The sequence below is a fragment of the Parabacteroides goldsteinii genome (genome assembly GCF_020091425.1).
In the GTDB taxonomy this organism is placed as follows: Bacteria; Bacteroidota; Bacteroidia; order Bacteroidales; family Tannerellaceae; genus Parabacteroides; species Parabacteroides goldsteinii.
In genome coordinates this window covers 2,398,145-2,423,676 of record NZ_CP081906.1, presented here as the reverse complement: position 1 = coordinate 2,423,676, position 25,532 = coordinate 2,398,145, and the positions used below count along the sequence as shown (strand labels likewise).

Genomic DNA, 25,532 nt, shown 5'->3' with positions numbered 1-25,532 from the left:
ATATTTATCTGATAAAAGAGATTCCGTCTATTCCTCCTTTAAGCAAAGGAAGTATCAGCTTGAATTTTCCTTGGCATAAATAAATCAGAAAGTGCTTAGGTAAAGCAACAAAAAGCTGATATAGATAGGAACATTTCCTTTCAAATGGGTCAGACAATGTTCTTTGGGCAAATATCAGGCGATTGCGGGTATGAAAATATACTTGTAACGGACTTTGCAGACCGACACTGGCACTTTCTTTATGTCCGACGACTGCCTGAGGTTCATACCAGATACTAAATCCGGCTTTATGCATGAAGGTACACCAATCCAGTTCCTCATAATACAAAAAATAGTATTCGCTCATATAACCGAACTTTTGAATATCAGCCGTCCGGATCATCATGGCTGCTCCATTGGCAAAGGCTGTTTCCTGCGGGACATCAAACCTTCCGTCGTCTTCCTGTGAGTAGCCGATGAATTCGTTACGGAGTGTTATGTAACTCATTGGAGTGGCTCCTGCATATTGCAGTTTATTGTTTTGCGGCCAGAAAGTCGTTTTAGGGGAGACACATCCTATTTTTTCATCACTATCCAGCCGTTTTACCAGTATCTCAAGAATAGGGCGGGTAATGATCGTATCGTTATTCAGGAAAAACAAGTAATCACCGGTTGCCTGTTTGACGCCGATGTTATTTCCTTCTGCAAATCCGAGGTTTATATCGTTTCGTATTACTTTTGCATCAGGATATTTTTCTTTTAACAAAGTGTAATCATTCAGACTGGCTGAACCGTTATCCACAACAATCAGTTCGTAAGGATAATTTTCATGCCGTTTTAATGATTCAATCATTTCACATGTATCTGTGACCCCGTTATAATTAACAGTTATTATGGAGACTTTTTTATTCATGATTATTCTTTTTAGTGATATGATGCGGTGTATTGTTGAAACTCATGTCTTTCTTTTTTACGCGGCAAATCGAAGCCGTGTAACTGCGTAACAGTGCTATCATCATTGATGGTAGTTTTGTTATGCTGACGAAAAAGTCTTGGGTGTACATATTCCGGGGTATTGCTAAGAGATATGTTCCTATTTTGATGATTAGCAGGCAATACCATTTAATTGCAACGGGAAACGATACGACAGACCAGAAGAGTATCATCAGGAATATCAGCAAAAAACGGACTGGTCTGGGGAAAGGGATCCATTGGATGACCTTGTCAATATATGACAGATTTATCTTCCTTATATTAAAATCCTTTGTTATCAGGGAAAATGCAAGAATCTGAGCATGGAACCATCTTGATCGTTGTCTGATCAGAATGTCTTGTCTGGCGGTCTTCTCATCATATACATATATATCATCACTGTAATCTACGAATATGTTGTCTCTGGCCAGGATAGCTTCCAGTTCTTTGTCTTCCGCAAAGGTTTTGCACTCATGCATATGTTGTTTCAGCCATTCAAAATCAAAAACCATTCCGGAACCGATCAAAGCTGATGATAGTCCGACGTTCACACGTCCTTTTCTGAATATAGTATTATTTATCTCTTCTGAAATGCCATCCCACACGGCAACGGATGTGTTTTCATTTTTCCGGGTTCTGTGGGCCTGCAATACTTTAACTGTTTGTGTGGCTTGGTTTATGCGGGTCAGGAAGTCTGTGTCGGTAATGTTGTCGGCGTCCATAATAATAACCCGGTCAAATCCTTCCAAGTGATCTAATGCATAAGATATGGATTTATGCTTCATACTTTCTTGAAAGTCAGGAATAAAAAGAGTTATTGGCAATTGCTCCAAAGCGAGATTGGTTGCCTCCTCCATATGATCAGAGACCACTACTACCTGAAATTTATCCCGGGGATAATCTTGCTTCATAAAACTTTCAACAGATTCTTTTATTACCCGGTCTTCCTTATAGGCAGCAAAGATAACTACAATGCTTTGTGTTTTAACATGGTCTGTCTTTCCTTTTTTTCTTTTGACAAAAGAGGCCAAAGTGAAAAAAAGATTGTATCCTGTGAATAGTACAGTGATAACAAACAGTAGAATATCTATTTTTAAAATAAGATTCATTTCTTTTTTTTACAAAAATAGAGATAAATATTAGTAAACTTTGATTTTCAATAAGTTTTTATCGCCTCTGATACAAAAAACTTTTAGCAAAGAGGCGTCTTGTATTATATATGCAAGCCTTCTGCAAATAAGAGACTTTGCAGAAGGCTTGCTATGAATAACTTACGTCCATGCAATATTTTATTTACTATTATTATATTCTGCCAGAGAGATTGGTTTGTGAACGAATATCCTCCTTTTTATCATTGTTTTTATCAAATGCATAATGACCTTTATTGATATTGCAACATCTTGTTGTTTAGAACGAATTGGGAAAATTTTATGTTGCATCTCTTCAGTCCATGTCTTTTCAAAAAAGGATCTGTAATATTCGTCTTGCGGATTGACTAGTATATCAATTGTATCATTCCATTCATATCTGACTGTATTGACCTGATGGTAGGACAAATAGAAAGTTCTTAAGGCCAGACTTTGATACGGAAGAAAATTGAGAAAAGTTCTCCCGTAGTCGGGGTATATCCTTGGCAATTTGTCCTTTTCAAATAGTACTAGTTTACCATCTATTTCCAAACAAACCCATTTGTGGGCTAATTTAGGAAACAAGGACTCTCCAACTAAACTAGGTAGTTCCAGATATCCTTTTGATGCAACACGCTGTAACTCTTTTACAAATCCAATAGGATCATCAGTGTGTTCAAGAACCTGATTACATATAATGTAATCAAATTCTTTATTCTGGAATGGCATGCTGGCGCCATCCGCATTTATAAATTTCTGGTGGGGGAATATCTTTACCTCTCCACTTCTGTGATAGTTCGAGCTGATGTATTTCTCAACAATTACATTCGCCCGATAGCTGGGATTATGCCCGCTACCTACTTCTAATACATAATCACTCTTTTTAATATTCAGATCATAACGATCTATTGGTGTACGATGTCCCATAGCTTTTATTTTTTAGTTATTTATTCTTCTATCGCTTTTATAACTTTATTCATTTGTGCTTCCCATGAAAGTGAAAGAATAGAGCTTCTTATTTCCAAAGGGATAGGATTTAACTTTTTGTAAAACTCTATTATTTTATTTACTTCAATAGGACTTTCGTCTGCCGGGACCTTTAAGATGTAAGGCTTGTCCTCAAAGTCACTGTCTTGTTCCGAATAGATGAAAGATAAGCCGCGAGCCGCATATTCCCGGTTCTTAAGTGTTTTTATATTGGTTATACCACTACGATGGCGCGCCAGACTACCAATGGCCATATCTGATTGTTCAAAAAGCTGATCTAATTCTTCACCATGTTTTGCCCCATGTAGAATGATATAAGGCTCCAGATGATTTGTTTCAATCAGTGGTAAAATATCATTTTTCTCTCTTTCCCCAAAAAAATTACCGACTAGGTGGAAAAACACTTTGTAATCGGGGGCTTTCTTATAATAATTAACCAGGCCTTGTACAAGACGGTCGAATCCATGCCAGTAATGTATCTCTGCGACTCCAATCAAATGGAGTTCGTGAGAAGTGTCATTTGTTTTTTGTTTCAATTTTATTTTGTTAAAATCGACTCCATTGGATATCTGGATTGTGGAAGTACCAAAAATACTTTTATAATCAGAAAATGTAACAATCCGGCATAATTGTTTGGCTAGACTATTCCTGAAATACTTATCCAGAAATCGTTGTAGTTTTCTTTCGGAAGAGGGTGTCTCATTATCATAGGGGTAAGTCGGAATTTCCATAACAACACGAATGTCCGCTTTACGCATTTTTTTTACCATTTTGATCGTAAACGGGTTGGCATTATGATCTGAACGGATATATACGAAACGAATACCTTCATTAATTGCATAATCTGCGATTGAATTGAACTCAATCCGTTTTAGTAGTTTTCCTTTTATTCCCCGTCCATAATCACATAAAATGGCATTATCGATCATCCTGTATTTGTTTCCATCGGACTCGCTCAGATAACAGGTTTGTACATCTAAACCACAGGCCTTTAATGCATCTACCTGATAATGTATTTTTTTACTGATACCATTTGTTTCACTGAAACCATGATATACGAGGAATAGGGCTTTCATCTTTTAATTTTAGATTTAATCAGATTGATAATATCATATTCTCCTTTTATTTGTAAGTATGCTACATAGACTATTGCGGATATGCAGCCTTTTAATAATAGACTGATGTATATAGGATATTTGTCCGACACATAATATATAGGTAATATGCAAACAATTAATATTCCTGTAAGCAAAATGGGAGAGACGAATTGCTTCCAAAATGTCTGAAGATCTTGTTTAAAGGTGATTTTGTACATCCAGATATAACATTGTACAAAGTTTATTGTAAATGTAAGGGATATACACCATGCTACAGCTTCTAATGTCTTGAAAAAAAATATTCCGGTTAATATTCCTATGATATTGAGCAGAGTAGAGAATACCCCACAAATAAATAAACTTTTAGTATCATTTGCTGCTTGAAAAATGGATCCGGAGGTAGAAAGGATTACTTGTATACCGACTGATATAGATAGTATTTGAAAGACAGGAACAGAAGGCATCCATTGTTCACCAAAGATAATCAGGATTATTTCCCGAGAGCAAAACCATAATAACACAGATAAGGGGAATCCAATAAAAGCCAGGAAACGAACTACTTTATTATATGAATCTGAAAGCCTGGACAAATCGTTTTGAAAGTCTGCGAATATAGGATGCATAACCGGGGATATGACATGTGTGATATTCTGAAGAGGCAACATCATGAGACGGTATGATTTTTCATAATATCCTAATGAAACCATATTCATATATTTTCCTATCAGCAATTTATCTAAATTCCGACTGAAATAATTGATTACATTGAACATAAATTGATAAGTAGAGAAGCTAAGAATTTTTTTCATGGATTGAATCCCCCATGTACCGGATAACTTCTGTGGTTTTTTCTGAAAAGATATGAGAAATAGTAATATACTGGACAATATAGGATTAATGATTAATGCATATAGTCCGGCTCCCATAAAAGCGGCAGTTATGGCTAAACTTCCTCCGGCAATTTGAATTGTTAAACTACGATATGCTATGAATTTAAATTCTTTTCCTTTGAATAACAATGCATTTGGTACGATGTTGGCAGAGGCGAAGAATAAGTTCAGTGACAGTAGTTGACAGATGCTTAATAACGTATCGCTTTCGTAAAAATGGGAGATTGGCCATGAGCATAAGAAAAAAATCATAGAGATACCAATACCCAACCAAAGGGTAAAGGAAAAGATATTGCTGAGATCATTTTCGGATAATTCTTTATTTTGTATGATTGCCGGTGCTATTCCAAGATCGCTGAATATACCAAAAAAAGAAATAATAACTGTTGCAATTGCTACTACGCCAAAATCTTCCGGCTCAATGAGACGAGCTAGTATCCCGGCTATTACTAAGGATATTATTATTCCTGAATATTTAGCTATTGCCGTATAAAAAACACCGGATAGAAGTTCTTTCTTTGTGGAAGACATGTAATCTATTTTTTTAAGAATGATTTAAACAGTAAAATAAGGATGTTTTTTCCGGAGACATACCTTTTGTAGTCTTTGATACAGCGTCTTGCTATGTATAAGCGATCTTTAAAAGGCATTTTGTAAGATAACCATACGGCTGCATTCAACATTTTAGACAAATGTTTATCAACTATATACCGTGTTTCTGTATGTTCAGAGGCATAAGTAAATAATCTATCTGTAATGATAAAATAACTATCTATGTTTTTTAAAGAGAATTTACGTGTCATAATGGAGTCACAGCGAAGTCTTCTCTTAAAAAAATCTTTGTGTATACACATCACTCGATTTGACTGTAAATATAATAGAGTACTGAATAACTGATCTTCATGGATAATGCCGGGAAGAAAAAGAAGATTTATTTCTTTCAGAAACTTAGTATTTATAAAATTTAAGCAAGCAGACGGAGTATATTTACTGTTTTCAATTAAGAGCGTAAATAATTGTATGCCATCATACAATATATCAGGATTAGTACAATCTTTACGTTGATAATTAATGTTGATATCGAAATCTGCCTCCTTGTTAAGAATATTGGCATCGAAAAAAATAAAATCTAAAGCATTTTTCTCACATTTGAGAAAACATGACTCCAAAGCGTCAGGTTCAAGATAGTCATCGCTATCCATGAAATATAGATATTTCCCTTTAGCTAAATAAATTCCTTGATTACGAGTAGCGGACAAACCTTTATTTTCTCTGCTATAGATCTGTATTCGGTCATCTTCATTTGCTAATTTTCGGATTATGGATAAAGAGTTATCTGTAGAACCATCATTTATAATAATGATTTCTATATCCTGTAGGGTTTGATTCATGATAGACCTGACGGCCTCTTCCACGAACTCTTCAGTGTTATATACTGGTATTATAATGCTAACCATAGAGTTTGACATTGGATTCATGTTATATTTTGATCCACTTTTGTATATTTGGATCATATCTTTTTATGATTTTTGCAGGGTTTCCCACAGCAATACAGAAATCCGGTATGTCTTTGGTAACAACACTTCCTGCACCGATTTGACACCTTTTTCCAATATGCACTCCGGCTACAACGACTGAGTTTGCTCCTATATGCGAATCATTATCAATCACAACTTCTTTTTTTACAAGAGGCTGTTCATTGGAGTCGCAAGTACCGTCTTCATATCCGTGGTTAAAACCTGAGATGAATACATGTTGTCCCAAGCCAACTTTATCCCCTAGCTTTGCCGGACCGATAACTACAGATCCTATGCCTATTCTGGCATTATTTCCAATAATAACATCTCCTGCACCATTATTTATGGTAGTAAAGTCTTCTACTAAAGAATCTGTACCAACAACAAATTGATTCCAGGGAAACACATCTATTCTTGACCGATTTCTTCTGATAACAGCCCCTTTTCCTTTTTTATGCAAAAAAGGATTCACAAACCATTTAACCCAAAGTCTGGGCCTCGGATTTTTAGGAGATGATATTAAAAACAAAATGAAATGTTTTAGTGTCTCATTTTGTTTTATTTTTTTTTTAAGACTACTATTCATAATTTTATCCTATATATTCCGATAGATTTTTAATAAAGATAAAGCTGTACTCTTCCAGGAGAATTTATTTACTCGTTGTAATCCGTAATCGACTTGTCCGACATAATATTGATGATCATTCTCTAATAAGAGTAATTTATTTGCAATATCTTCTTCATTGAATGGATCTGCCAGTATTCCTTTTTCACCTGCAATTTCCGGCATGGCAGAAGTATTTCCCGCAATTACAGGTGTGCCGCAAGCCATTGCTTCAAGCATAGGGATACCAAAACTTTCCCGGAGTGATGTATATAGAAAAGCATATGCTCCATTATATAAATAAGCCAAATCCTTGTTGGGAATGTATCCCGGATAGGAGAGATAAGGTTTGATCTCTTCTATTCCTTGTTCTTTAAGTATAATATCTAGCTTGTCTTCTTTTAAGTCGGCAATCAGTAGAGGACGTTTTTTCTCTGACTTCTTTAAGTAGATACTATAAGCCTTTAATGTGCGTGGCACATTTTTTTTAGGATCAGTATTTCCTAAAAAGAAAAGATACTCTTGACCTGCTATATATTTTTCTGTAACAGATGCTACATCAGGTATTGGATGGAAATGCTGATTATAGCCATTGTATATTGCCGTTATCTGATTCTCACAAAGATGTAATGCCTTTTTAATACGGTTACATTCAAAATTGGAGACTGTGATGATCTTTTTGCATTGGGGGAGAATGCGAGGAACGATCCAGCGACGATAATACCATCCCATATTTTGATACCACGATTTATTTCCGCTTTGCCGCGGTTCTAAAAATATAATATCATGTAGTGTCAGTATCAAGGGTACCGGGCAATAAATAGGAGCTGTGTTACTTGTACAATGTAGTAAATCTGCTTTTATCTTTGCTACGGCACGAGGTAAGGCAATCTGCTCCCAAAGTGGATATGTAGGACAGTTGACTTCTATGATATGCATATTGGGAGTCTCCTCCAGACAGCGATCATCTCCCGGACTTACAAAAATATAATACTCATTCTCTTTATCTATTTTTTGTAATTCCCGTATGCTTTCTAAAGCAACGAAGTCCATTCCATGTTTATTAGAACGGAATATACGTTGAGCTTCAATGGCTATTTTCATATTTTACAGAGTGTTTAGTATGGATAAATTTTTTGCTTCCTCCTCTTAACCGGAAAAGGTTTAGAAACATAAGAAAAAACAGAATTGGCAAACTGATGATTGCCTTTTTAAACTGCTTATCAACCAGATAATCGGGAACTGCTAAACTGAAGGTTATACCAATGAAAAGTAATAATCCCCACCATTTAATTGATAGAAATATATTTATAATAGTTAAAAAACAAGCGATAAGGATAACGAATCCTAACAACAAAATACGGGGGGGTATCATCCATTGGAATAGCTTATCACAATAATCCCATTTCCCGCTCAACATCGCTCCGGGTAATTGAGAGATCCCTGAAAACAGATTATTGAATTGAGTCGCTAACCAACGGCGTCGTTGGTTGTAAAATTCTTTTTTATCTCTTACTTTTTCATCATAGGTATAGACATCTTCCAGATATTCAATATATATATTTTGTAAAAGTAATTTGCGTTCCATGTGTTTGTCTTCGCCTATTTCATCAATATCCTGGATCATCTTTTTGAATAGATCATATTCGAAAGCCATTCCTGACCCACTTAAACCGGAAGAAAATCCAAGGCGTGTATGTCCTTTTCTAAAAATAGAGTTATTAATTTCTTCACTGACAGCGTCTAATACAGCCGTGTTTGTATCCCGGTTCTTAGCAACTCTATGTGTTTGTATTGCCAAGCATCCGGAATAGAAGGCATCGTTTATTTTATCCAGGAAATGAGGATTTACTACATTATCCGCATCGAGTACAACTACCATATCATAAGATAATTTGTTGTCTTCTATGTATTCGATCGCTTTTTGTAATGCATAGATCTTAGTACTTCTCGGATCAGATATTTGGGTCACCATTGCTGTTGTTCCCTCCAATCTGGCGATTGTATCTTCTCGCATTTGATCAGATATCACGATCACATCATATAACTCTCTTGGATAATCCTGCTTGAAAAACGATTGTACAGAATCGACAATCACATCATCTTCCATATAGGCTGGGAACAATATGACATATCTGTGTTTCTTATTTGCTTTAGGATAAGAATAGACAGCCTTTTTTTTAGAATAGGCTGCAAAAATGAATAGATATAAGACTGCTATAAAGAAAAGTAAAAACAAAACAGCATCTATAAGCAGAAATAAATACTCCTGTTGATCTATCCAGTTATTTTTTAAGCTAAATAATAGTTCTATCATGTTTTATTATCAACTAGTCGGTTTATGAATAATATTTGATTTTATCACTGAGTTCCTTATCAAAATATTTTCCGTTTAAAATGAAACTCATACCCATGAATACTATAACCATCGTGGGGAATTGTCCCCAAAATGAATTTCCATATGCACTTAAAAACATACCGAATATAGCACATAGCCATCCTGTCAGTATCCCTTTTAGTTCGGGATCATATATATTAAACATTAAAATCCATGTTCCACGAGCTATGGTAATAAAAACCATACCTAAATATAATATTAAACCAATGATTCCTGTTTCAACCCATATCTTGACATACCAAGAATCAGTAGGAATAGATGTTGTAAAACGTCTGGATACTTTCACACCCAAACCATCACCAGATAATCCTAATCCTTCTCCGAATGGTTTGTATTTTAAATATTCTTTTAATCTTTTCTGGTTTTCTTTACGGACAATATATGAAGCATCTTTACTTGGTGTAAATGCTGTTCTCATTCTTCTGATAGTCGCATTACTTTGACCGATCATTGTAAAAGCGAAGAACACGTAAATCAGAACTAAAGAAGCTGTTCCAATTAAAATAGACCGAGTCTGTTTGCTTACTACGGTATAAAGTGCTAATCCGGCCAGTGGTACAATTATTGCCCCTCGAGTACCGGAAAGCATCATTGTATACAAAGAAGCAATAGCTACGCTTGCGTAATAAATCTTGAAAGTTTTATTTTTCATATACAAAGATGTTATACCAAAAATAATACCAGCACCTCCCATATTGGATCCCATGTTACTCGCATCTGTGAAGAAGGAGAAATAACGTATACCGGAATGAATTATATGGGTCGTTGCACCTCCATTGTTGAGCCATCGGGTTTCATAGGTATCAAAACCAAAATATTTTTGCATAAAGGTTTTTAATATGGCCAATATAGTGAATAATGAAAATGTAAATAAAAGAACTTTCAATGTTTTGTATCTGGTACATAGTAGTGAGGTAAGAATTGTTATAATTAGTCCGTTAATGATTAACCCTCTAGATAAAATCCACCCTTCAAATACTGCACTTGGATTCATCACTTCCAAAATGCAATAGAAGGCCCATAATGCTGATAATGCACTTAGAATGTGGAAGCTTCTTTTCCATTCTATATTATGATAGAGTGCACTATGCACAAAAATAAGTACAAGGGTAAGTACATATAAAATATCCATGATTATACTTATTCCTTCTATAGGCATATAACGGGTGATCCCCAAAATGAAATAATTGATAGTAAAGATTATGAATAACATTAACTGAGGATATCTTAAGATTAGGATTCCTGCGATACATATTAGTGGAAGTGCTGTAATTCCTGCAAAAAGTACCATATTCATGGATAATAAAGCCATGAGAATACCAACCAGCCCTATCAATATAATAAGATAGAGAAGCTTTATTGAACGAGTTTCAACTGGTATGTAATTACTGTTATTCATACTTATTCCTTTATAGCAGAGTTTCTTGCGGTTAATCCCATATATATAATACGATTGGAAAATGAACGTATAGAAGTTTCCGGAGGCAATTGACCTGTAAAATCTTCTACAGCTTCACGGCTTGCATTATTTAAATAAAGGAATAACGGCTTGTCTTGAGCCATGTCCATTAGATATTTCACAAATTCTTCATCACTATTCTTCCATACTCTATGGGCATTAGCTATTAAAAGGTTTACATCTGCTTTATTTAATAGACAAATCGGCAGACTATTATCTTTAATAGAAGGATATTCCAATAGGAGAATATCCATTTGATCATAGTCTTCTATGTAGGAACTTATTTCTCCTGAAGATAGATATGTTGCATCAATTGGGAAATCTATTCCCGCTACCAGATATTTGACATTGAATCCGATTTCTTTCCAATATTCTAATAAATATTGGCAAACAAAACTTTTCCCTTCTTTTCTTTCTATACTTAGTATATTAATATGAAAGGTTTTTCCTTTTTTCATGTGTTGAATAAATCGATTATGCGTATAGGCTGCAGATATTCTGTTACAAGCTTTTATAAATCCTCTGTATTTTAATTGCTGGTTACCCGTGAAAGCGCCTAAAACATTCATTTTAGTAAGTCTGCGGGCACGTTCTGCATCTCGTAGAGTTCTGTCTAATAATTCTACGATTAAATTTAGACCGATAATGAATATTATACTACCGGCAAACGCAGCTATGATTAACAACATTCGTTTGCTTTTATCACTGAAAAGAGGGAATGTCGGTTCTGATATTGTGTTCAATGTTGCAGTAGTTAATTGCAAATTCTTTTGTTTCATTTTTGCCATATTCAGGGCATGTAACACCTGCAAATAAGCTTCTTCTGTCACATGTATTTCACGCTCTTGTCTGTTTATCTGGGTTCCTACAGGAGAATATGTCTTATATTGTTCAGTGAATTCTTTTTTCCTTTGGTCTAATATCTTCAATTCAGCTTTTGCTTTGATGTTGATAATGGTTTGTGCCAACCACTCATTGACTAATCCATCAATAGAAATACCTTCCTTACTTTCTTTATAATTATTGATTTGTTCTGTCAGTGTTGCTACTTTTTTCTCTGCATTCTTTAAATCATTTTTGTATTTCAATAATTCTGGATCGTCATTTTGAGTATCTTCCGTTGTAAATATTTCTATTTCCGTTATTTTTCCATTTATTTTAGATATTTCTTCTAAGGCTTTGATAAACTCGTCGTTAGCTTGTACTAACTTGACGCGAACTCGCATGTATTGTTCAAGGCCTTCAAGTAATTGTGAAGAACTATTGATTCTGCGAATTACTTCTTCATAGCGATTCTCAAAATCTGAAAATGAACCGGCAATAGCTTTTGTTTGTTCCTGATAATTTATTACGCTATTCTTGATATTGTAATCCGTAAGTTCGTTTTCGAGATTGTTTAATTGACTTCGTAATCTCTTTTGCTCGGCTTCGTAATATTTTACGATGTCGTCAGCAGTTTTATATTTTAATTGATTATATGAAAAGCGTAACTCTTCACTAAGGAGTTTCACAGTTGTTAATGTGATACCAGGGTCCGTAGATGTGTAAGCAATATCAATCAAGTCGCTATTCCCCAGGCGTTTTACAATGATTTGGGATAATGCATTATAACTATAATAAGGAGTGAATCCGTTAAATAGCTTATACAAGAAATTATGCGTATCACTTTGTTTGTATTTCTCAAGATTAATTATCGTTTTCTTAAAAGAATCTTTATCAATTAAATTCAGGACTTCTTTAGGAACAAAACTAACCAGGTTCTGATAGTTTTTGGCTGTAATATATTTATTATCTATATTGGGATCTCCATTAATAAGATTCAATGCTAATAATTTCATTGATACGGTTTCTAAAGTTCCTTTTGACTTAGTCAGATTTACTAGATTATCGAAAGTATTGTTTACACTCATCCAATCCGGTTTACTTTCACTCTCTAATCCGGTATTGGATGTAATGCCAGTATAGATAGATGTACTCACGGTATATTTTTTTTGCATGAACTGTGTAAAGTATGCAACTAACGCTGTGACAACTAACGTTCCTAATATTAGTTGATAGCGAATGCGATGTAGAAAACGGGATATATAGAGTGTGATATCCATAAGTTATCTGTTTATGATCTTTACATTTGTGAGCATCTCTAGTAGAGTGACAGCATTATGTAAAGCTGTTCGTCCTTCCTGATAAAGGATGATTGCATTAGTACGTCTTCCTTTCTCTATAGAGAGTTCTCCGATACCAATTTTTCCGTTAATGAAGTCTTGTTCGGATATTTTCATTTGGGCATTATATAATGCAGCAGCATCTGATTTAGCTTTCAGGGTAGCTAAAGATTGTAATACATTATTATAAGCTTCCAATATTTTTAATTTTCGTTCTTCTATTGACATCTCATATTCGTAATCCAGTTGGCGGAAATGTGCTTTCTTGGCTCTTATCTTTTGCTTGCGGCTGGCCAAATCGCCGAAAGGTATTGATATGGATAGTCCTGCGCTATAAGTGCTTTTATTACTTCCTAGACTTGTCATAAGTAAAGGATCATCAACTGTTTCTGTTGATGATAATTGCACGATTCTTCCGTATTGGTATTGTCCGTATATCCTGAAATAGTTTAGCCATTCTCTCCTTGACACTTTCATTTCAGCATTAGCTTCTTCCCGTTTGGCTTCATATATCTTTATTGAAGGATGATCGTAAACAGATTGTAAGAAAACAGAAAGAGGAGGAAGTTGAACCCGTTCATAGTCGTCTAACATGGCCTGTATAGAATCTGCATTGACCATGGCTGTTACTTCTACTGTTGTAGTTTTGTCAAAATAGTTGCTTTTCTTTTTTTGACAGAAACAGTAAGACGTATTTATCAGTAACAATATAATGAGAATATTTTTCATCAGATATTTATACATCCTCCTTTTGGATAAACGCTGTGAACGTTTTAATAATGATCCTCATATCCATACGGAAAGAAAACTCTTTTGCGTACTTGATATCCAGTTGTTTCCGCTCTTCGGCAGACATTTTTCCTGCACCACCCCGTTTTTCAACTTGCCAGAGTCCGGTCAGTCCGGCAGGACCCATGAAACGTTGCACATATTCGTCGCTTGTAAGCAATTCGGCTTCGTAAAGGGGGAGAGGACGGTTTCCTACAACAGACATATCACCTTTTAGGATGTTGAATAATTGCGGAAGTTCATCAATACTATATTTTCGAATGAAATGACCGACGCGAGTGATTCGTGGGTCGTTTTCCAGTTTGAAGAAGGCATTAGAACGTTCGGTTCGTTTAGTTTTTAGGTAGTTATTTTCGGAAGTACTTAGGTTGTCCGAAAATAAAAGTATATCCTGTTCCTGTTCTTGTTTCTGTTCGCTGGAACAGGATCGCTGAGATATCTCAGCAGCCGAAGAAGAGTTTAAAGACTCTTCTTCGGCTATATTTTTTGTATACTGATTTAATTGCTGATATTCAGCCAGCCGTTTGTCTGCATCCGAATACATGGAACGGAACTTGTAAAAGTCAAAAATCTTATAATTGCTGCCTACACGTTTCGATTTATATACAATCTTTCCATTACTTTCGGTACGAATAGCTAATGCTGTCAGGATAAGTATCGGGGATAAGCAAAGAATAGCGGACCCCGAAGCCAGGATATCGAATGTTCGCTTCCATAAAGGGAGTCTGAATTCTGTCAAAGATGATATCTGATTATCTTTTCTGGCTTTTTCCTTTTCTTTAAAATCAATAATAACAGAAAATAATTTCTGCAAATCATCCTTGGAGGTGTTCTTTGATATCATGCAATCAGTGCCAGCTCTCAGATAAGGAATTTTCTCTTCCTTACTTAACGTTTCACTGATTAAAATAATGTATAAGGTAGGATATAATTTATGCAGTTGAGCGATAGTGGGTATATCTGTTGCCATATCGGACCTCTCCATAAAAACACAAAAATCGATGTATTCAATACTGGATAGACAAGATTTTATCTGCTGGAAGGTGATACATTCGATGATTTTGCATTGCAAAGTTTCACGTAAGTGAGCGGCAAGAGGAATATTATGTCCCCAAAAGATATATTCCATACAAAATGTTGTTATTTACCCTAGCGTTTAGTTATTTATCTCAAAAGTCTTTTTACCCGAACCCTTAATTCTTCAGGATTAAAAGGTTTCAGAATAAAATCTTCTGCCCCTTCTTCAAAAAGACGTATTCTGTTCGCGCTACTTTCAACGCTTGACAGAATCAATACCGGAATGTGATTAAAAAGAGCATTCGCCTTTAGATAACATAAGAATTCTTCTCCACTCATTTCGGGCATATTCAAATCGGATATCACTCCGTCAGGAATATTTCCTTCATTAAGCCAGGCTATAGCTTTAATCGGATTTTCTCTATATGTGACGTCATATAGAGAAGATAAATAAAGCATTATAATCTTTGCTATCTCCGGCTTATCATCAACCAATAGAATTGACTGTTTCATGTTTTTATATACTAGTGCTGTTTTTATTTGCTTCAATGCACAAAATTAAAATAATTATTTAATAAAACGTATAAAAATCAAAGGTTTTTCCTGGAGAATAGTCTTTTCTCCAAAGAATGTTATATATGAAAATTATTCTTTAAGTTTGCAAGGCGAAATCTAGTCGTTATTTTGAATTGATAAATAAAGAAATGAATATACCCTTTAAAGTATTAAATATAAGCATTATACTCGCCGCTATGCTTTCCGGTTGTCAGCCGGAAATGCCTGTTACATCTTCAATAATAATTGATTTGGACGGCTTTTCTGTTCCTGTTAATAAAAATTTGTATGGAGTAACAATTGAAGAGATAAACCATGCCATTGATGGGGGAGTATATGCAGAGATGATACAAAATCGCAGTTTTGAGGATGGAGTGCCTCCTTTAAACTGCCCTTATGATGCCAAGCGAAATGTATTAAGCACGCCTAACGGATGGACGATCCCCTTTATTCGTCCCGATTCAACACCCGGCTGGCGGAAAATTTCTTCAAATACCAGTATATGGCCTGATAATAAAGAGTTGATTAATGATAAAAATAAACGCTCTTTATTGGTTTCTGTTGCCGCTTCTTCGGAAACCGGGAGAGGAGGCGTAGTTGCAACTGGTTATAATGGACTTTCCATACGTGAGGGTGAAAAATATGAATTGTCCTTATATCTGAAAGGCGGGTCGATGATTCCTAAAAAGGTTCGTATCTTTTTAGGCGATTCTGTGGCAGAAACACCTTTGAGTGAAACTTTTGATGTTTCTCCGATATATGAATGGAGGAAATACAAACATACATTTACCGCTTCGGAAAGCACAAATAATGCTGTTTTGGCTATTACAGCAGATACTTCTATTGTATTCTGGATGGATATGGTTTCTCTATTTCCTCAAAAAACATGGAAGGACAGGCCTAACGGTCTGCGTCCTGATTTAATGGAGATGATTTCTTCGTTGAATCCCCAGTTTGTCCGTTTTCCGGGAGGGAGTTTTGTAGAAGGTTATACGGCCGGAACGTATCCGGTCTGGCATGAAACCATTGGAGATATTTCTACACGCAGGAATTTCTGGAATATATGGGCGTATGGTTCGACTAACGGTATGGGGTATCATGAATATCTGCAAATGTGCGAAGATTTGGATGCGGAACCGCTTTATGTGATTAATAGCGGGGTGACAAGCCAAAGCCGCCGGCCGCGTTATGAGGATATTACAGCTATGAACAAGTTGGTTCAGGATGCATTGGATGCGATTGCTTATGCCAATCAGCCTGCTGATTCGACTTTTGGTGCTATGCGTGCCAGGAATGGGCATCCGGAGCCGTTTGACTTGAAATACATAGAGATTGGGAGTGAGAATTATGGGCAGGAATATTCAAAGCGTTTTGACCTTTTTAAAAAAGCTATTAATGAGGCTTATCCTGAAATTACTGTGATTAAGAGTTCATTTATTTCAGGGAAAAACCGTAACGAGTGGACTGATTATCATTTTTATTCCGGTGAAGATTTCCTTATCGCAAATCATGACAGATACGAGACCGGGCAATATCTGAGAAGATTTCCTGCGGTTTTCATCGGTGAGTTCAGTATGGGCGATGTCTCTTTGCAAGGAACTTTGCGGGCGGCGATAGGAGAAGCCTGTTTTCTGCTTGGTGTGGAGAGTAGTCCGGAAGTGGTAAAACACCTGGCCTATGCACCGGTATTGGGAAATGTAAATTATGATTTTCAGAGATATCCGGCTATTTCTTTTAATAATAACAGTGCAATCGGGTCTCCTTCTTATTATATGATGAAGATGTTTTCGGATAACCGGGGAGATGATTTGCTGAAAACAGAAATAGAAACATACAGCAGGCCCCAGGTTACATTCGGATATGCAGGAATCGAACTGTTTGATAACAGTTATGACTTTGAAGATGTGCGGATTGATGGCAAACCTGTAACGGATGCGATAGTCAGGACCGGAGGCTGGAAAGTAAATAACGGTACATTAACTCCCGATGCCAACCGTTGGAATTATATCTTAATGGGCGATTCGACAGCCCACGATTACACTTTTTCCATGAGAGTGAGAAGGAATAAAGGAAGCGGACAGATTCAGCTTCGTGTGCGGGATAATGGAAAAGAAGGAGAGGCCAACGATCATATTGCAGTTTCCATTGCTCCCGGAACCTGTGAGTTCTATCGTTCTGCCGGTGCCGTTAAAGACACATTGCGTTCTCCTGAACCTTATTCTTTTGAAAGCAACCGTTGGTATGATGTGAAAGTGGTTTGTAAGGATGAAGCCGTAAGTTGTTATGTCGAGGACAAATTGGTGCATGAGGTTGTATTGCCTCCGCTGCCGTCGCTGGTTTCTGTTGCCACATTGGAGAAGGAGACCAATACGATTATACTGAAAGTCGTAAATACGACACAACATGAAGAAAAGACGGAATTGAATATAAAAGGTGCTAGTGTCAAAAATGATGCGGAAATCCTTCAATTGACCGGCGATCCTTTGGTGCGTAATACATTTGATAATCCGACCCGGATTGTTCCGGTATCGAAGAATATCACTTTCTCTCTGGGTGGACCGATGGTTTATTCTTTCCCGCCCAACTCGATTACCATTATGAAGATGAAAGTCGATTAAGATAAAGAAAGGCCCTGAACAGTGACGTCCAGGGCCTTTTTTGTGATTACCAAAATGTGATTAATGAACCAGCATTTCCGGAGTGATACGGGTGAATCTTTCTGCATCCGCTTTACGCAGTTTTACACTGCCGTCATTCCAGTTGGAAGGCCATCCGCCGATGATATGTCCGAGGAATACCACTTTGATTTCATGCAGGCCGGCAGCCAAAGCAACAGAAGTGTCGTGGCGTGAGAAACGTTTTACTTCACCGCCATTGTTGATTAGCAGTTTGCCGTCAATCCAAACTTCTTCGTTGTCAGAAGAGATATAGTAAACGCCATCTTCCGGAATATTTACATAACCGGTTGCAACGGCAGCATACTGTTTAACGCCTCTCATTGATTCGCTGGTCTTGACAACGCTGGTAAGTTCGCGCAAATCTTTCATGGTCGATTTCTTCCATTCTTTTACGTCAGCCAGTTTCGATGATTCAAGGAACATACCGTCAGTAACCTGCATTTCCAGTCCCGGAGTTGTTTTAGCAACTTCCTTAGCCGGAGCCAGTGCCTGTTTTTCTACAGTGATTGTACGAGTCTTGCTCATTTTACCGGAAGGTAATACGGAGCGGATTTTCAATATGCCTGATTCTGTGAATTCGATAGGAGCAGAGTAAACAGTTGATTCGGCAGTCGGTTCTGTTCCGTCGATTGTATATACCATTTTGACAGGGCGAGTTGTTTTGAATGCCAGAGATGCTTTATCCGTAAATGCAACGAAGTTACATGAGCCATTCGGCTGTTCCGGTTGTGGGATATGATAGTTGATGTTGTGTGCATCCAGACGAACATAAGCATTATCAAGTCTGCGTTCGAAATCTTTATAATCCTTACGGTTTAGCGGACTCCATCCGATTTCGGCCAAAGCCAACATACGAGGATACATGCGATATTCCATCAAATCGGTGTTGTACATATATTCCGACCAGTTGTTACACTGAACACCGATTACATGCTGGGCTTTGCCTGTTGTAACCAATGTGTCAGGAATCGGGTTATAGCTGTATACTTTTTCAATCGTAGCATATCCGCCGATAGTTACCGGTTCTATTTTGGAATCTCCCTGATATTGGTCAAGATACATACCACCGCTTCCCGGAGTCATAATCACATCGTGGTCCATGTTAGCAGCAGCGATACCGCCGGCTTCACCACGCCATGACATAACAGTTGCAGACGGTGCAAGACCACCTTCCAGGATTTCATCCCAACCAATGATTTTCTTTCCGTATTTGCCGGAAAGATATTTTTCCATACGTTGTACGAAGTAACTCTGCAAACGTTCTTCCGCGCTGTGCTGTTTGTCGCCTTTTAACCCTTCTTCCTTGATACGTTTCTGGCATAGCGGACATTCTTTCCAGCTGATCTTCGGACATTCGTCACCTCCGATATGGAAATATTCACTGGGGAACAACGGGGCGATTTCATCAATCACGTCTTCCAGGAACTTGAATGTTTCTTCTTTGCCGGCACACATTACGATGTCTTCAACACCCCAGATGATACGCGGAGTACCCGGTTCGCCTTTACAAGACAATTCAGGATAACCGGCGATAGCAGCCATTTCGTGTCCCGGAAGTTCCAGTTCAGGAATAACTGTGATGAAGCGATCGGCTGCATATTTCACAACTTCCTTGATTTCTTCCTGTGTATAGAAGCCGCCGTACTCAGTGCCTTCGCCTTCGATACGTTTTGCTCCGACTTCTGTCAGTTTCGGATATTTCTTGATTTCGATACGCCAGCCCTGGTCGTCTGTTAAGTGCCAGTGCATGCGGTTTACCTTGAACAGGGATAATACGTCAATCTGTTTTTTTACGTTTTCAACTGGAATGAAATGGCGGCACGGGTCAAGCATGAAGCCACGGTATCCGAAACGCGGTTCGTCTTTTACCGAAACACATGGAGTGGTCCATGCGATACCGTTTACAACAACCGGACTTTCGATTTCTGCCGGCAACAGTTGCATGAATGTCTGCATACCGTAGAACAAACCTTGCGGAGTTTTAGCTTTTACAACAACTCCATTGGCAGTTACGTCGAGTGTGTAACCCTCGTTATTTACGTCCAGTGATTCGTCGATGAGCAATGAAATCCCGTTAGAAACTTTTTTGTCTCCGACTGTTACCTGATAACCTGTTGCCAGATTCATTTTAGAAGCAAAAAATTCAGCCACAGTCTTAGCTTCCGGAGTGGAAGCCTGGAAAGCCATATTTTTGCCAACTTTAAAGACTCCTTCGTTCTGAGTCAGACTTACAGGTACAGGAATTACATTGATACCCTGATTATAAGGCATCTGTTTTGTAGGCCCTTCGCTGCATGACGCAAGGATACATAGTGCTGCGCCTGCACACATTGAAACGAGCTTCTTCATGTTATAAAGATAAGTTTATAGATAATTGTGAATTTTGTTTTTCGTAGGGGCGGCCCTAGCGGTCGTCCCGGTATTTACTCCGGTTAAACAGATATTTTTGCCGCTTATACGGTATTTATATACTATATATAATATAATGTATAGGGACAGCGGTTTAGTGCCGGCCCTATACAAGGTATTTTACCATGCGAAGATTGGATATTCTTTCATGATGCTGTTTACTTTTTCGCGAACAGCGGTGATTGTCTTATCACATTCGGGAGCAGAAAGAACAGTGTCGATTAATTCAACGATTTCAGCCATCAGCGGTTCTTTGGCACCACGGGTTGTGATAGCCGGAGTACCGACACGGATACCTGAAGTCTGGAATGCTGAACGGCTGTCGAACGGAACCATGTTCTTATTGACAGTGATGTCGGCAGCAACCAATGCTTTTTCAGCTACCTTACCGGTCAGTTCAGGGAATTTCTTACGCAGGTCTATCAGCATACTGTGATTGTCCGTACCATCGGAAATAATCTTATACCCCTTATCGATAAATGCTTTAGCCATAGCAGCTGCATTTGCCTTCACCTGAGCCTGATATGTTTTGTATTCCGGTTCCAGTGCTTCGCCAAAAGAAACGGCTTTAGCAGCAATTACATGTTCCAGCGGACCTCCCTGGATTCCCGGGAATACGGCTGAATCGAGTAACTGCGACATCTTTTTGATTTCGCCTTTCGGAGTCTTCTTTCCCCATGGGTTTTCGAAGTCTTTGCCTAACAGGATGATACCTCCACGCGGACCACGCAGCGTTTTATGAGTCGTAGAAGTCACGATGTGGGCATATTCCAACGGGTTGTTCAGTAAACCTGCAGCAATCAGACCGGCAGGGTGAGCCATGTCTATCATCAACAGGGCGCCTACTTTGTCGGCGATTTCGCGCATACGTTTGTAATCCCATTCACGTGAATAAGCAGAACCGCCACCGACAATCAATTTCGGTTTTTCGCGCAGTGCAACTTCTTCCATCTGGTCGTAATCGACGCGTCCGGTTTCTTCTTTTACGTTATATTCTGTTGCTTTATATAGGATACCTGAACTATTTACGGGAGAACCATGAGAAAGGTGGCCGCCATGTGCCAGATTCAAACCGAGGAATGTATCCCCTGGGTTAAGAACTGCCAGGAATACGGCTGCATTTGCCTGTGCTCCCGAGTGAGGCTGGACATTTGCCCATTCAGCATTGAAGATTTGTTTCAACCGTTCGATAGCAATCGTTTCGCTCTGGTCTACTACCTCGCAACCACCATAATAACGCTTGCCGGGATAACCTTCGGCGTATTTGTTGGTCAGGCAGCTTCCCATGGCTTGCATCACCTGGTCGCTCACAAAGTTTTCAGAAGCAATCAGCTCGATACCTTTCAACTGGCGCTGATGTTCTTTTTCAATGATGTCGAAAATGATCTTGTCTTGTTTCATTACATGTAAAATTGGTTATTGCAATGAGTTCTCTGCTTATCAAAATGAGAGAATCGTCGCAAATTTACGATAAATTTCTGTATATATAGTCTAATTGTTATCAAAATATAAATAGAGAAAGGCAGGAATGAGGCCGTTTTTGTGCCTATCTTTGTCGTTCTCTGTATTTGTGGAAATGATGTTACTTATTTCGGCTGTCAAGAGGTAATAGAATCTGTTTTCTTACTATTCCTCAATTTTGTATTAGTGTATTATTGCTCAGCTGATTACAGTTTCCTCGTAGTTTCGCGTTTAGGAAACTCCAGTTCCCTGCCTAGGAAACTGCAATTTCCTGCCTGGGGAACTCCAGTTTCCTGCGGAAGAAACTCGCGTTTCCTAAGCAGGAAACTGAAGCCGCTCCGTAGTGTCCGGAATTTTGCTCCCCAGTGAATGACAAATTGCCAACTCAATAGGAAAAATGACCATTCCCTTAACTAGTCGCTTTCTCTACTTTTGTATTGTCATCCTTTGCGTTTTAAGCGGGGAGGCTGATAGATAATAAATATTGGAATATAGATAAATTTTACGAACAATTAGGTTAAAACGAATGTTCTGTTAATAACTAACTTAAAAGAGGAGAAACGAAAGATGAAAAAGTATGATGCGATAATCATTGGGTTTGGTAAGGCCGGCAAGACTTTGGCCGCAGAGTTGGGAACGAGAGGCTGGAACGTAGCCATTATTGAACGTTCGGCTGGTATGTATGGCGGAACTTGTATCAATATAGGTTGTATCCCGACAAAAAGGCTGGTACACATGTCGAAAGTAACTCAATACAGGAAACCCTCTTCTTTTGAGCAATACACAGAGGAATTCCGGAATGCTATTGCCGGAAAAAGGGAACTGACTGCCTTTTTACGCAAAAAGAATTTCGATAACCTCGATTCGAAAGACACCGTCACGGTCTATACCGGTATCGCTTCTTTTCGTTCTCCTCATGAAATAGAAGTGAAAGCAGGCAATGAAACCCTTCTCCTGGAGGGCGAAAAGATATTCATCAATACGGGCGCTTCCACCATTATTCCGTCAATCAAGGGACTGGAAGGTAATCCGTATGTTTATACCAGTACTTCTATCATGGAACTGGATAAGCTACCGCGCCGGCTGGTGATTGTAGGCGGTGGTTACATCGGCCTTGAGTTTGCCTCCATGTTTGCCGGCTTCGGTTCCGAAGTAACCGTGCTCGAAGGGGGCGACAAGTTTATTGCCCGTGAAGACCGCGATATCGCCGAGGCGGTAAAAACAGTATTGGAAAAGAAAGGAATTACTATTCATCTGAACGCTTTGGTGCAGTCGATTGAACACAATGGAGCCGAAGCTGTTATAACATATAAAGAGAATGTGGGAGGAGAGCTCCGGCAACTTCCCGCCGACGCCGTTTTGCTGGCAACCGGCCGACGTCCGAACACGACGGACCTGAATACGGAAGCCGCAGGCATACAGGTTTCCGACCGTGGTGCAATCGTGGTAGACGAACACCTGCATACGAACGTGCCCGATATATGGGCCATGGGCGATGTGACAGGCGGACTCCAGTTCACTTACATCTCCCTGGACGATTACCGGGTGATAAAGGATGAACTGTTCGGTAGCGGACGTCGTACGAAAGATGATCGTGTAGCTGTGGCTTACTCCGTTTTCATCGACCCGCCTTTGTCGCGTATCGGTATGGGAGAAGAAGAGGCCTTGCGTTCGGGAAGAAAGATAAGTATCGCACGGATTCCGGCGGCGGCATTCCCGCGAACACGTACTTTCGAGCAGACGGATGGCCTACTGAAAGCGATTGTCGATACGGAAACAGGCGAGATACTGGGTTGTACCCTCTTCTGCGCCGAATCGACGGAGGTTATCAATACCGTCTCGCTGGCTATACGGGCGGGAAAAGATTACACATTCCTGAGGGATAGCATTTATACGCATCCTTCGATGAGTGAATCGTTGAACGATTTGTTTGCATTGATAAAATAACGAAATATAAAATAGAACAGAACATGAAAAAAGCAGATATTGGACTGATAGGTCTCGCCGTTATGGGTGAGAACCTGGCTCTGAACATGGAAAGCAAAGGTTTTACCGTTGCTGTATATAACCGTAGTTTCCCCGGTGAGGAAGGGGTGGTGGACCGTTTTGTGAACGGCCGCGGCAAGGGGAAGAATTTTATCCCGGCCCATTCTATCGAGGAACTGGTGGAAGCCGTTAAGCGTCCGCGTGTCATCATGATGATGATTAAGGCAGGCGCTCCGGTCGATGAGATGATTGAACAACTGCTGCCCCACATGTCGCCCGGCGATGTGATTATTGACGGTGGTAATTCCGATTTCCACGATACGGAACGCCGTGTGAAGGAAGTGGAGGCAAAAGGTCTTTATTTTGTCGGTAGCGGTATTTCAGGCGGCGAGGAAGGTGCCCTGCACGGCCCGTCTGTGATGCCCGGAGGTTCTCCCGAAGCATGGCCAATTGTAAAGGACATATTGCAAGGCATTGCAGCCAAGCTCGACGATGGGACTCCCTGTTGTCAATGGATAGGCACGGGCGGTGCCGGACATTTCGTGAAGATGGTGCATAACGGGATTGAGTATGGCGACATGCAGTTAATCTCCGAAGCCTATTCTTTGCTGAAGAACCGTAAAGGACTGGATGACGACGAAATGGCTGTCGTCTTTGAAGAATGGAACAAAGGGGAACTGGACAGTTTCCTGATTGAGATTACAAAGAATATCCTCCGCTTCCGCGACGAAGACGGCAAACCGTTGCTGGACAAAATCCTGGACGTCGCCGGACAGAAAGGAACCGGCAAATGGAGCGCCATCGCAGCAATGGACGAAAACGATCCGTTGACACTGATTACGGAAGCTGTTTATGCCCGTATGCTGTCGGCCCTGTCGTCTGAACGCGAAAAGGCTTCCGGATTGTATCCCGAACCTGTCGAACTGGGTGAGAACCTGTATGTTGAAGAGATTCGCCAGGCCTTGTATGCTGCGAAGCTGATTTCTTATGCACAAGGTTTTTCTTTGATTCGCCGCGCTTCCGAACGTTACGGATGGAACCTGGACTTCGGCACGATTGCACAGATATGGCGTAAAGGCTGTATCATCCGTTCCGTATTCCTGCAGAAGATTACGGATGCGTACAGGAAGAATCCGGAGTTGCAGAACCTCCTGTTCGACGACTTCTTCCGCACCAAGATACAGGTCGCTTTGCCTTCTTGGCGTAAGGTGGTTGCAGAAGGCGCCCTGAGTGGCGTAGCCTTGCCGGCCATGAGTTCGGCCCTGAGTTATTTCGACGGCTTGCGCACGCTCAATTCGGCTGCCAACCTGATTCAGGCACAGCGTGACTATTTCGGTGCGCATACCTATGAGAGAGTAGATCGTGACCGCGGCATTTTCTTCCACACCAACTGGACGGGCGAAGGCGGTAACACAGTTTCAGGAACTTATACAGTATAAAGGAGG

Annotated in this window: 19 protein-coding genes; 3 read left to right on the top strand and 16 right to left on the bottom strand. The window is 39.1% G+C overall.

Annotated elements, in window-relative coordinates; all coding sequences use genetic code 11:
* Positions 1-4: 4 nt before the first annotated feature.
* The 14 genes from K6V26_RS11155 to K6V26_RS11090 form a co-directional block, all read right to left on the bottom strand.
* Positions 5-892: a glycosyltransferase family 2 protein gene (locus K6V26_RS11155; RefSeq protein WP_010802889.1), complete on the bottom strand. Its 888-nt coding sequence runs from the start codon at positions 890-892 to the stop codon at positions 5-7.
* The gene (locus K6V26_RS11150; RefSeq protein ID WP_122328992.1) at positions 885-2,060 is read right to left on the bottom strand and encodes a glycosyltransferase; all 1,176 of its coding nucleotides are present in this window, start codon (positions 2,058-2,060) and stop codon (positions 885-887) included. Before K6V26_RS11150 ends, K6V26_RS11155 begins: the two co-directional genes overlap by 8 nt.
* A gap of 180 nt (positions 2,061-2,240) precedes the next feature.
* Positions 2,241-3,005 (bottom strand): class I SAM-dependent methyltransferase, encoded by a 765-nt coding sequence (locus K6V26_RS11145; RefSeq protein ID WP_007656188.1) that lies wholly within the window; start codon positions 3,003-3,005, stop codon positions 2,241-2,243.
* Positions 3,006-3,025: 20 nt separating this feature from the next.
* Positions 3,026-4,141 (bottom strand): glycosyltransferase family protein, encoded by a 1,116-nt coding sequence (locus K6V26_RS11140; RefSeq protein ID WP_010802891.1) that lies wholly within the window; start codon positions 4,139-4,141, stop codon positions 3,026-3,028.
* Positions 4,138-5,583, bottom strand: coding sequence for a lipopolysaccharide biosynthesis protein (locus tag K6V26_RS11135; RefSeq protein ID WP_010802892.1), 1,446 nt, complete (start codon positions 5,581-5,583; stop codon positions 4,138-4,140). The genes K6V26_RS11140 and K6V26_RS11135 overlap by 4 nt, the downstream gene beginning before the upstream one ends.
* 5 nt (positions 5,584-5,588) lie before the next feature.
* A complete protein-coding gene (locus K6V26_RS11130; protein WP_224265358.1) occupies positions 5,589-6,521 on the bottom strand; it encodes a glycosyltransferase family 2 protein in 933 nt (310 codons plus the stop codon).
* Positions 6,522-6,531: 10 nt separating this feature from the next.
* On the bottom strand, positions 6,532-7,155 hold the full coding sequence (locus tag K6V26_RS11125; protein WP_007656198.1) for an acyltransferase: 624 nt from the start codon (positions 7,153-7,155) through the stop codon (positions 6,532-6,534).
* Between the two features lie 9 nt (positions 7,156-7,164).
* The gene (locus tag K6V26_RS11120; protein WP_010802894.1) at positions 7,165-8,277 is read right to left on the bottom strand and encodes a glycosyltransferase family 4 protein; all 1,113 of its coding nucleotides are present in this window, start codon (positions 8,275-8,277) and stop codon (positions 7,165-7,167) included.
* Positions 8,261-9,490, bottom strand: a complete 1,230-nt coding sequence (locus K6V26_RS11115; RefSeq protein ID WP_224265357.1) for a glycosyltransferase — start codon at positions 9,488-9,490, stop codon at positions 8,261-8,263. The genes K6V26_RS11120 and K6V26_RS11115 overlap by 17 nt, the downstream gene beginning before the upstream one ends.
* Before the next feature lie 22 nt (positions 9,491-9,512).
* Positions 9,513-10,970 (bottom strand): O-antigen ligase family protein, encoded by a 1,458-nt coding sequence (locus tag K6V26_RS11110; RefSeq protein ID WP_224265356.1) that lies wholly within the window; start codon positions 10,968-10,970, stop codon positions 9,513-9,515.
* Positions 10,971-10,972: 2 nt separating this feature from the next.
* On the bottom strand, positions 10,973-13,132 hold the full coding sequence (locus K6V26_RS11105) for a GumC family protein (RefSeq protein ID WP_007656208.1): 2,160 nt from the start codon (positions 13,130-13,132) through the stop codon (positions 10,973-10,975).
* A 3-nt stretch (positions 13,133-13,135) separates the two neighbouring features.
* A complete protein-coding gene (locus K6V26_RS11100) occupies positions 13,136-13,921 on the bottom strand; it encodes a TolC family protein (RefSeq protein WP_224265355.1) in 786 nt (261 codons plus the stop codon).
* Between the two features lie 7 nt (positions 13,922-13,928).
* The gene (locus K6V26_RS11095; RefSeq protein WP_046147254.1) at positions 13,929-15,110 is read right to left on the bottom strand and encodes a sugar transferase; all 1,182 of its coding nucleotides are present in this window, start codon (positions 15,108-15,110) and stop codon (positions 13,929-13,931) included.
* Positions 15,111-15,145: 35 nt separating this feature from the next.
* Complete coding sequence (locus K6V26_RS11090; protein WP_007656214.1) at positions 15,146-15,511, bottom strand: response regulator; 366 nt, start codon at positions 15,509-15,511, stop codon at positions 15,146-15,148.
* A gap of 191 nt (positions 15,512-15,702) precedes the next feature.
* Here K6V26_RS11090 and K6V26_RS11085 point away from each other — a divergent pair, with 191 nt between their 5' ends.
* The gene (locus K6V26_RS11085; protein WP_046147252.1) at positions 15,703-18,171 is read left to right on the top strand and encodes an alpha-L-arabinofuranosidase C-terminal domain-containing protein; all 2,469 of its coding nucleotides are present in this window, start codon (positions 15,703-15,705) and stop codon (positions 18,169-18,171) included.
* A 60-nt stretch (positions 18,172-18,231) separates the two neighbouring features.
* Here the strand turns inward: K6V26_RS11085 and K6V26_RS11080 are convergent, their stop codons facing one another.
* Together K6V26_RS11080 and glyA are read right to left on the bottom strand one after the other, a co-directional pair.
* The gene (locus K6V26_RS11080; RefSeq protein ID WP_224265354.1) at positions 18,232-20,580 is read right to left on the bottom strand and encodes a family 20 glycosylhydrolase; all 2,349 of its coding nucleotides are present in this window, start codon (positions 20,578-20,580) and stop codon (positions 18,232-18,234) included.
* A 180-nt stretch (positions 20,581-20,760) separates the two neighbouring features.
* Positions 20,761-22,041, bottom strand: coding sequence for a serine hydroxymethyltransferase (gene glyA, locus K6V26_RS11075; protein ID WP_122328979.1), 1,281 nt, complete (start codon positions 22,039-22,041; stop codon positions 20,761-20,763).
* Between the two features lie 627 nt (positions 22,042-22,668).
* Between glyA and K6V26_RS11070 the strand changes: the two genes are divergently transcribed.
* Complete coding sequence (locus tag K6V26_RS11070; RefSeq protein ID WP_224265353.1) at positions 22,669-24,048, top strand: FAD-dependent oxidoreductase; 1,380 nt, start codon at positions 22,669-22,671, stop codon at positions 24,046-24,048.
* 23 nt (positions 24,049-24,071) lie between these two features.
* Positions 24,072-25,526 (top strand): decarboxylating NADP(+)-dependent phosphogluconate dehydrogenase, encoded by a 1,455-nt coding sequence (gnd, locus tag K6V26_RS11065; protein ID WP_007656224.1) that lies wholly within the window; start codon positions 24,072-24,074, stop codon positions 25,524-25,526.
* Positions 25,527-25,532: the final 6 nt, after the last annotated feature.

Excerpts from the sequence above, each read along its gene's own strand:
- K6V26_RS11155 (WP_010802889.1), bottom strand. The coding sequence starts at position 892 with ATGAATAAAAAAGTCTCCATAATAACTGTTAATTATAACGGGGTCACA.
- K6V26_RS11150 (WP_122328992.1), bottom strand. The coding sequence starts at position 2,060 with ATGAATCTTATTTTAAAAATAGATATTCTACTGTTTGTTATCACTGTA.
- K6V26_RS11145 (WP_007656188.1), bottom strand. The coding sequence starts at position 3,005 with ATGGGACATCGTACACCAATAGATCGTTATGATCTGAATATTAAAAAG.
- K6V26_RS11140 (WP_010802891.1), bottom strand. The coding sequence starts at position 4,141 with ATGAAAGCCCTATTCCTCGTATATCATGGTTTCAGTGAAACAAATGGT.
- K6V26_RS11135 (WP_010802892.1), bottom strand. The coding sequence starts at position 5,583 with ATGTCTTCCACAAAGAAAGAACTTCTATCCGGTGTTTTTTATACGGCA.
- K6V26_RS11130 (WP_224265358.1), bottom strand. The coding sequence starts at position 6,521 with ATGTCAAACTCTATGGTTAGCATTATAATACCAGTATATAACACTGAA.
- K6V26_RS11125 (WP_007656198.1), bottom strand. The coding sequence starts at position 7,155 with ATGAATAGTAGTCTTAAAAAAAAAATAAAACAAAATGAGACACTAAAA.
- K6V26_RS11120 (WP_010802894.1), bottom strand. The coding sequence starts at position 8,277 with ATGAAAATAGCCATTGAAGCTCAACGTATATTCCGTTCTAATAAACAT.
- K6V26_RS11115 (WP_224265357.1), bottom strand. The coding sequence starts at position 9,490 with ATGATAGAACTATTATTTAGCTTAAAAAATAACTGGATAGATCAACAG.
- K6V26_RS11110 (WP_224265356.1), bottom strand. The coding sequence starts at position 10,970 with ATGAATAACAGTAATTACATACCAGTTGAAACTCGTTCAATAAAGCTT.
- K6V26_RS11105 (WP_007656208.1), bottom strand. The coding sequence starts at position 13,132 with ATGGATATCACACTCTATATATCCCGTTTTCTACATCGCATTCGCTAT.
- K6V26_RS11100 (WP_224265355.1), bottom strand. The coding sequence starts at position 13,921 with ATGAAAAATATTCTCATTATATTGTTACTGATAAATACGTCTTACTGT.
- K6V26_RS11095 (WP_046147254.1), bottom strand. The coding sequence starts at position 15,110 with ATGGAATATATCTTTTGGGGACATAATATTCCTCTTGCCGCTCACTTA.
- K6V26_RS11090 (WP_007656214.1), bottom strand. The coding sequence starts at position 15,511 with ATGAAACAGTCAATTCTATTGGTTGATGATAAGCCGGAGATAGCAAAG.
- K6V26_RS11085 (WP_046147252.1), top strand. The coding sequence starts at position 15,703 with ATGAATATACCCTTTAAAGTATTAAATATAAGCATTATACTCGCCGCT.
- K6V26_RS11080 (WP_224265354.1), bottom strand. The coding sequence starts at position 20,580 with ATGAAGAAGCTCGTTTCAATGTGTGCAGGCGCAGCACTATGTATCCTT.
- glyA (WP_122328979.1), bottom strand. The coding sequence starts at position 22,041 with ATGAAACAAGACAAGATCATTTTCGACATCATTGAAAAAGAACATCAG.
- K6V26_RS11070 (WP_224265353.1), top strand. The coding sequence starts at position 22,669 with ATGAAAAAGTATGATGCGATAATCATTGGGTTTGGTAAGGCCGGCAAG.
- gnd (WP_007656224.1), top strand. The coding sequence starts at position 24,072 with ATGAAAAAAGCAGATATTGGACTGATAGGTCTCGCCGTTATGGGTGAG.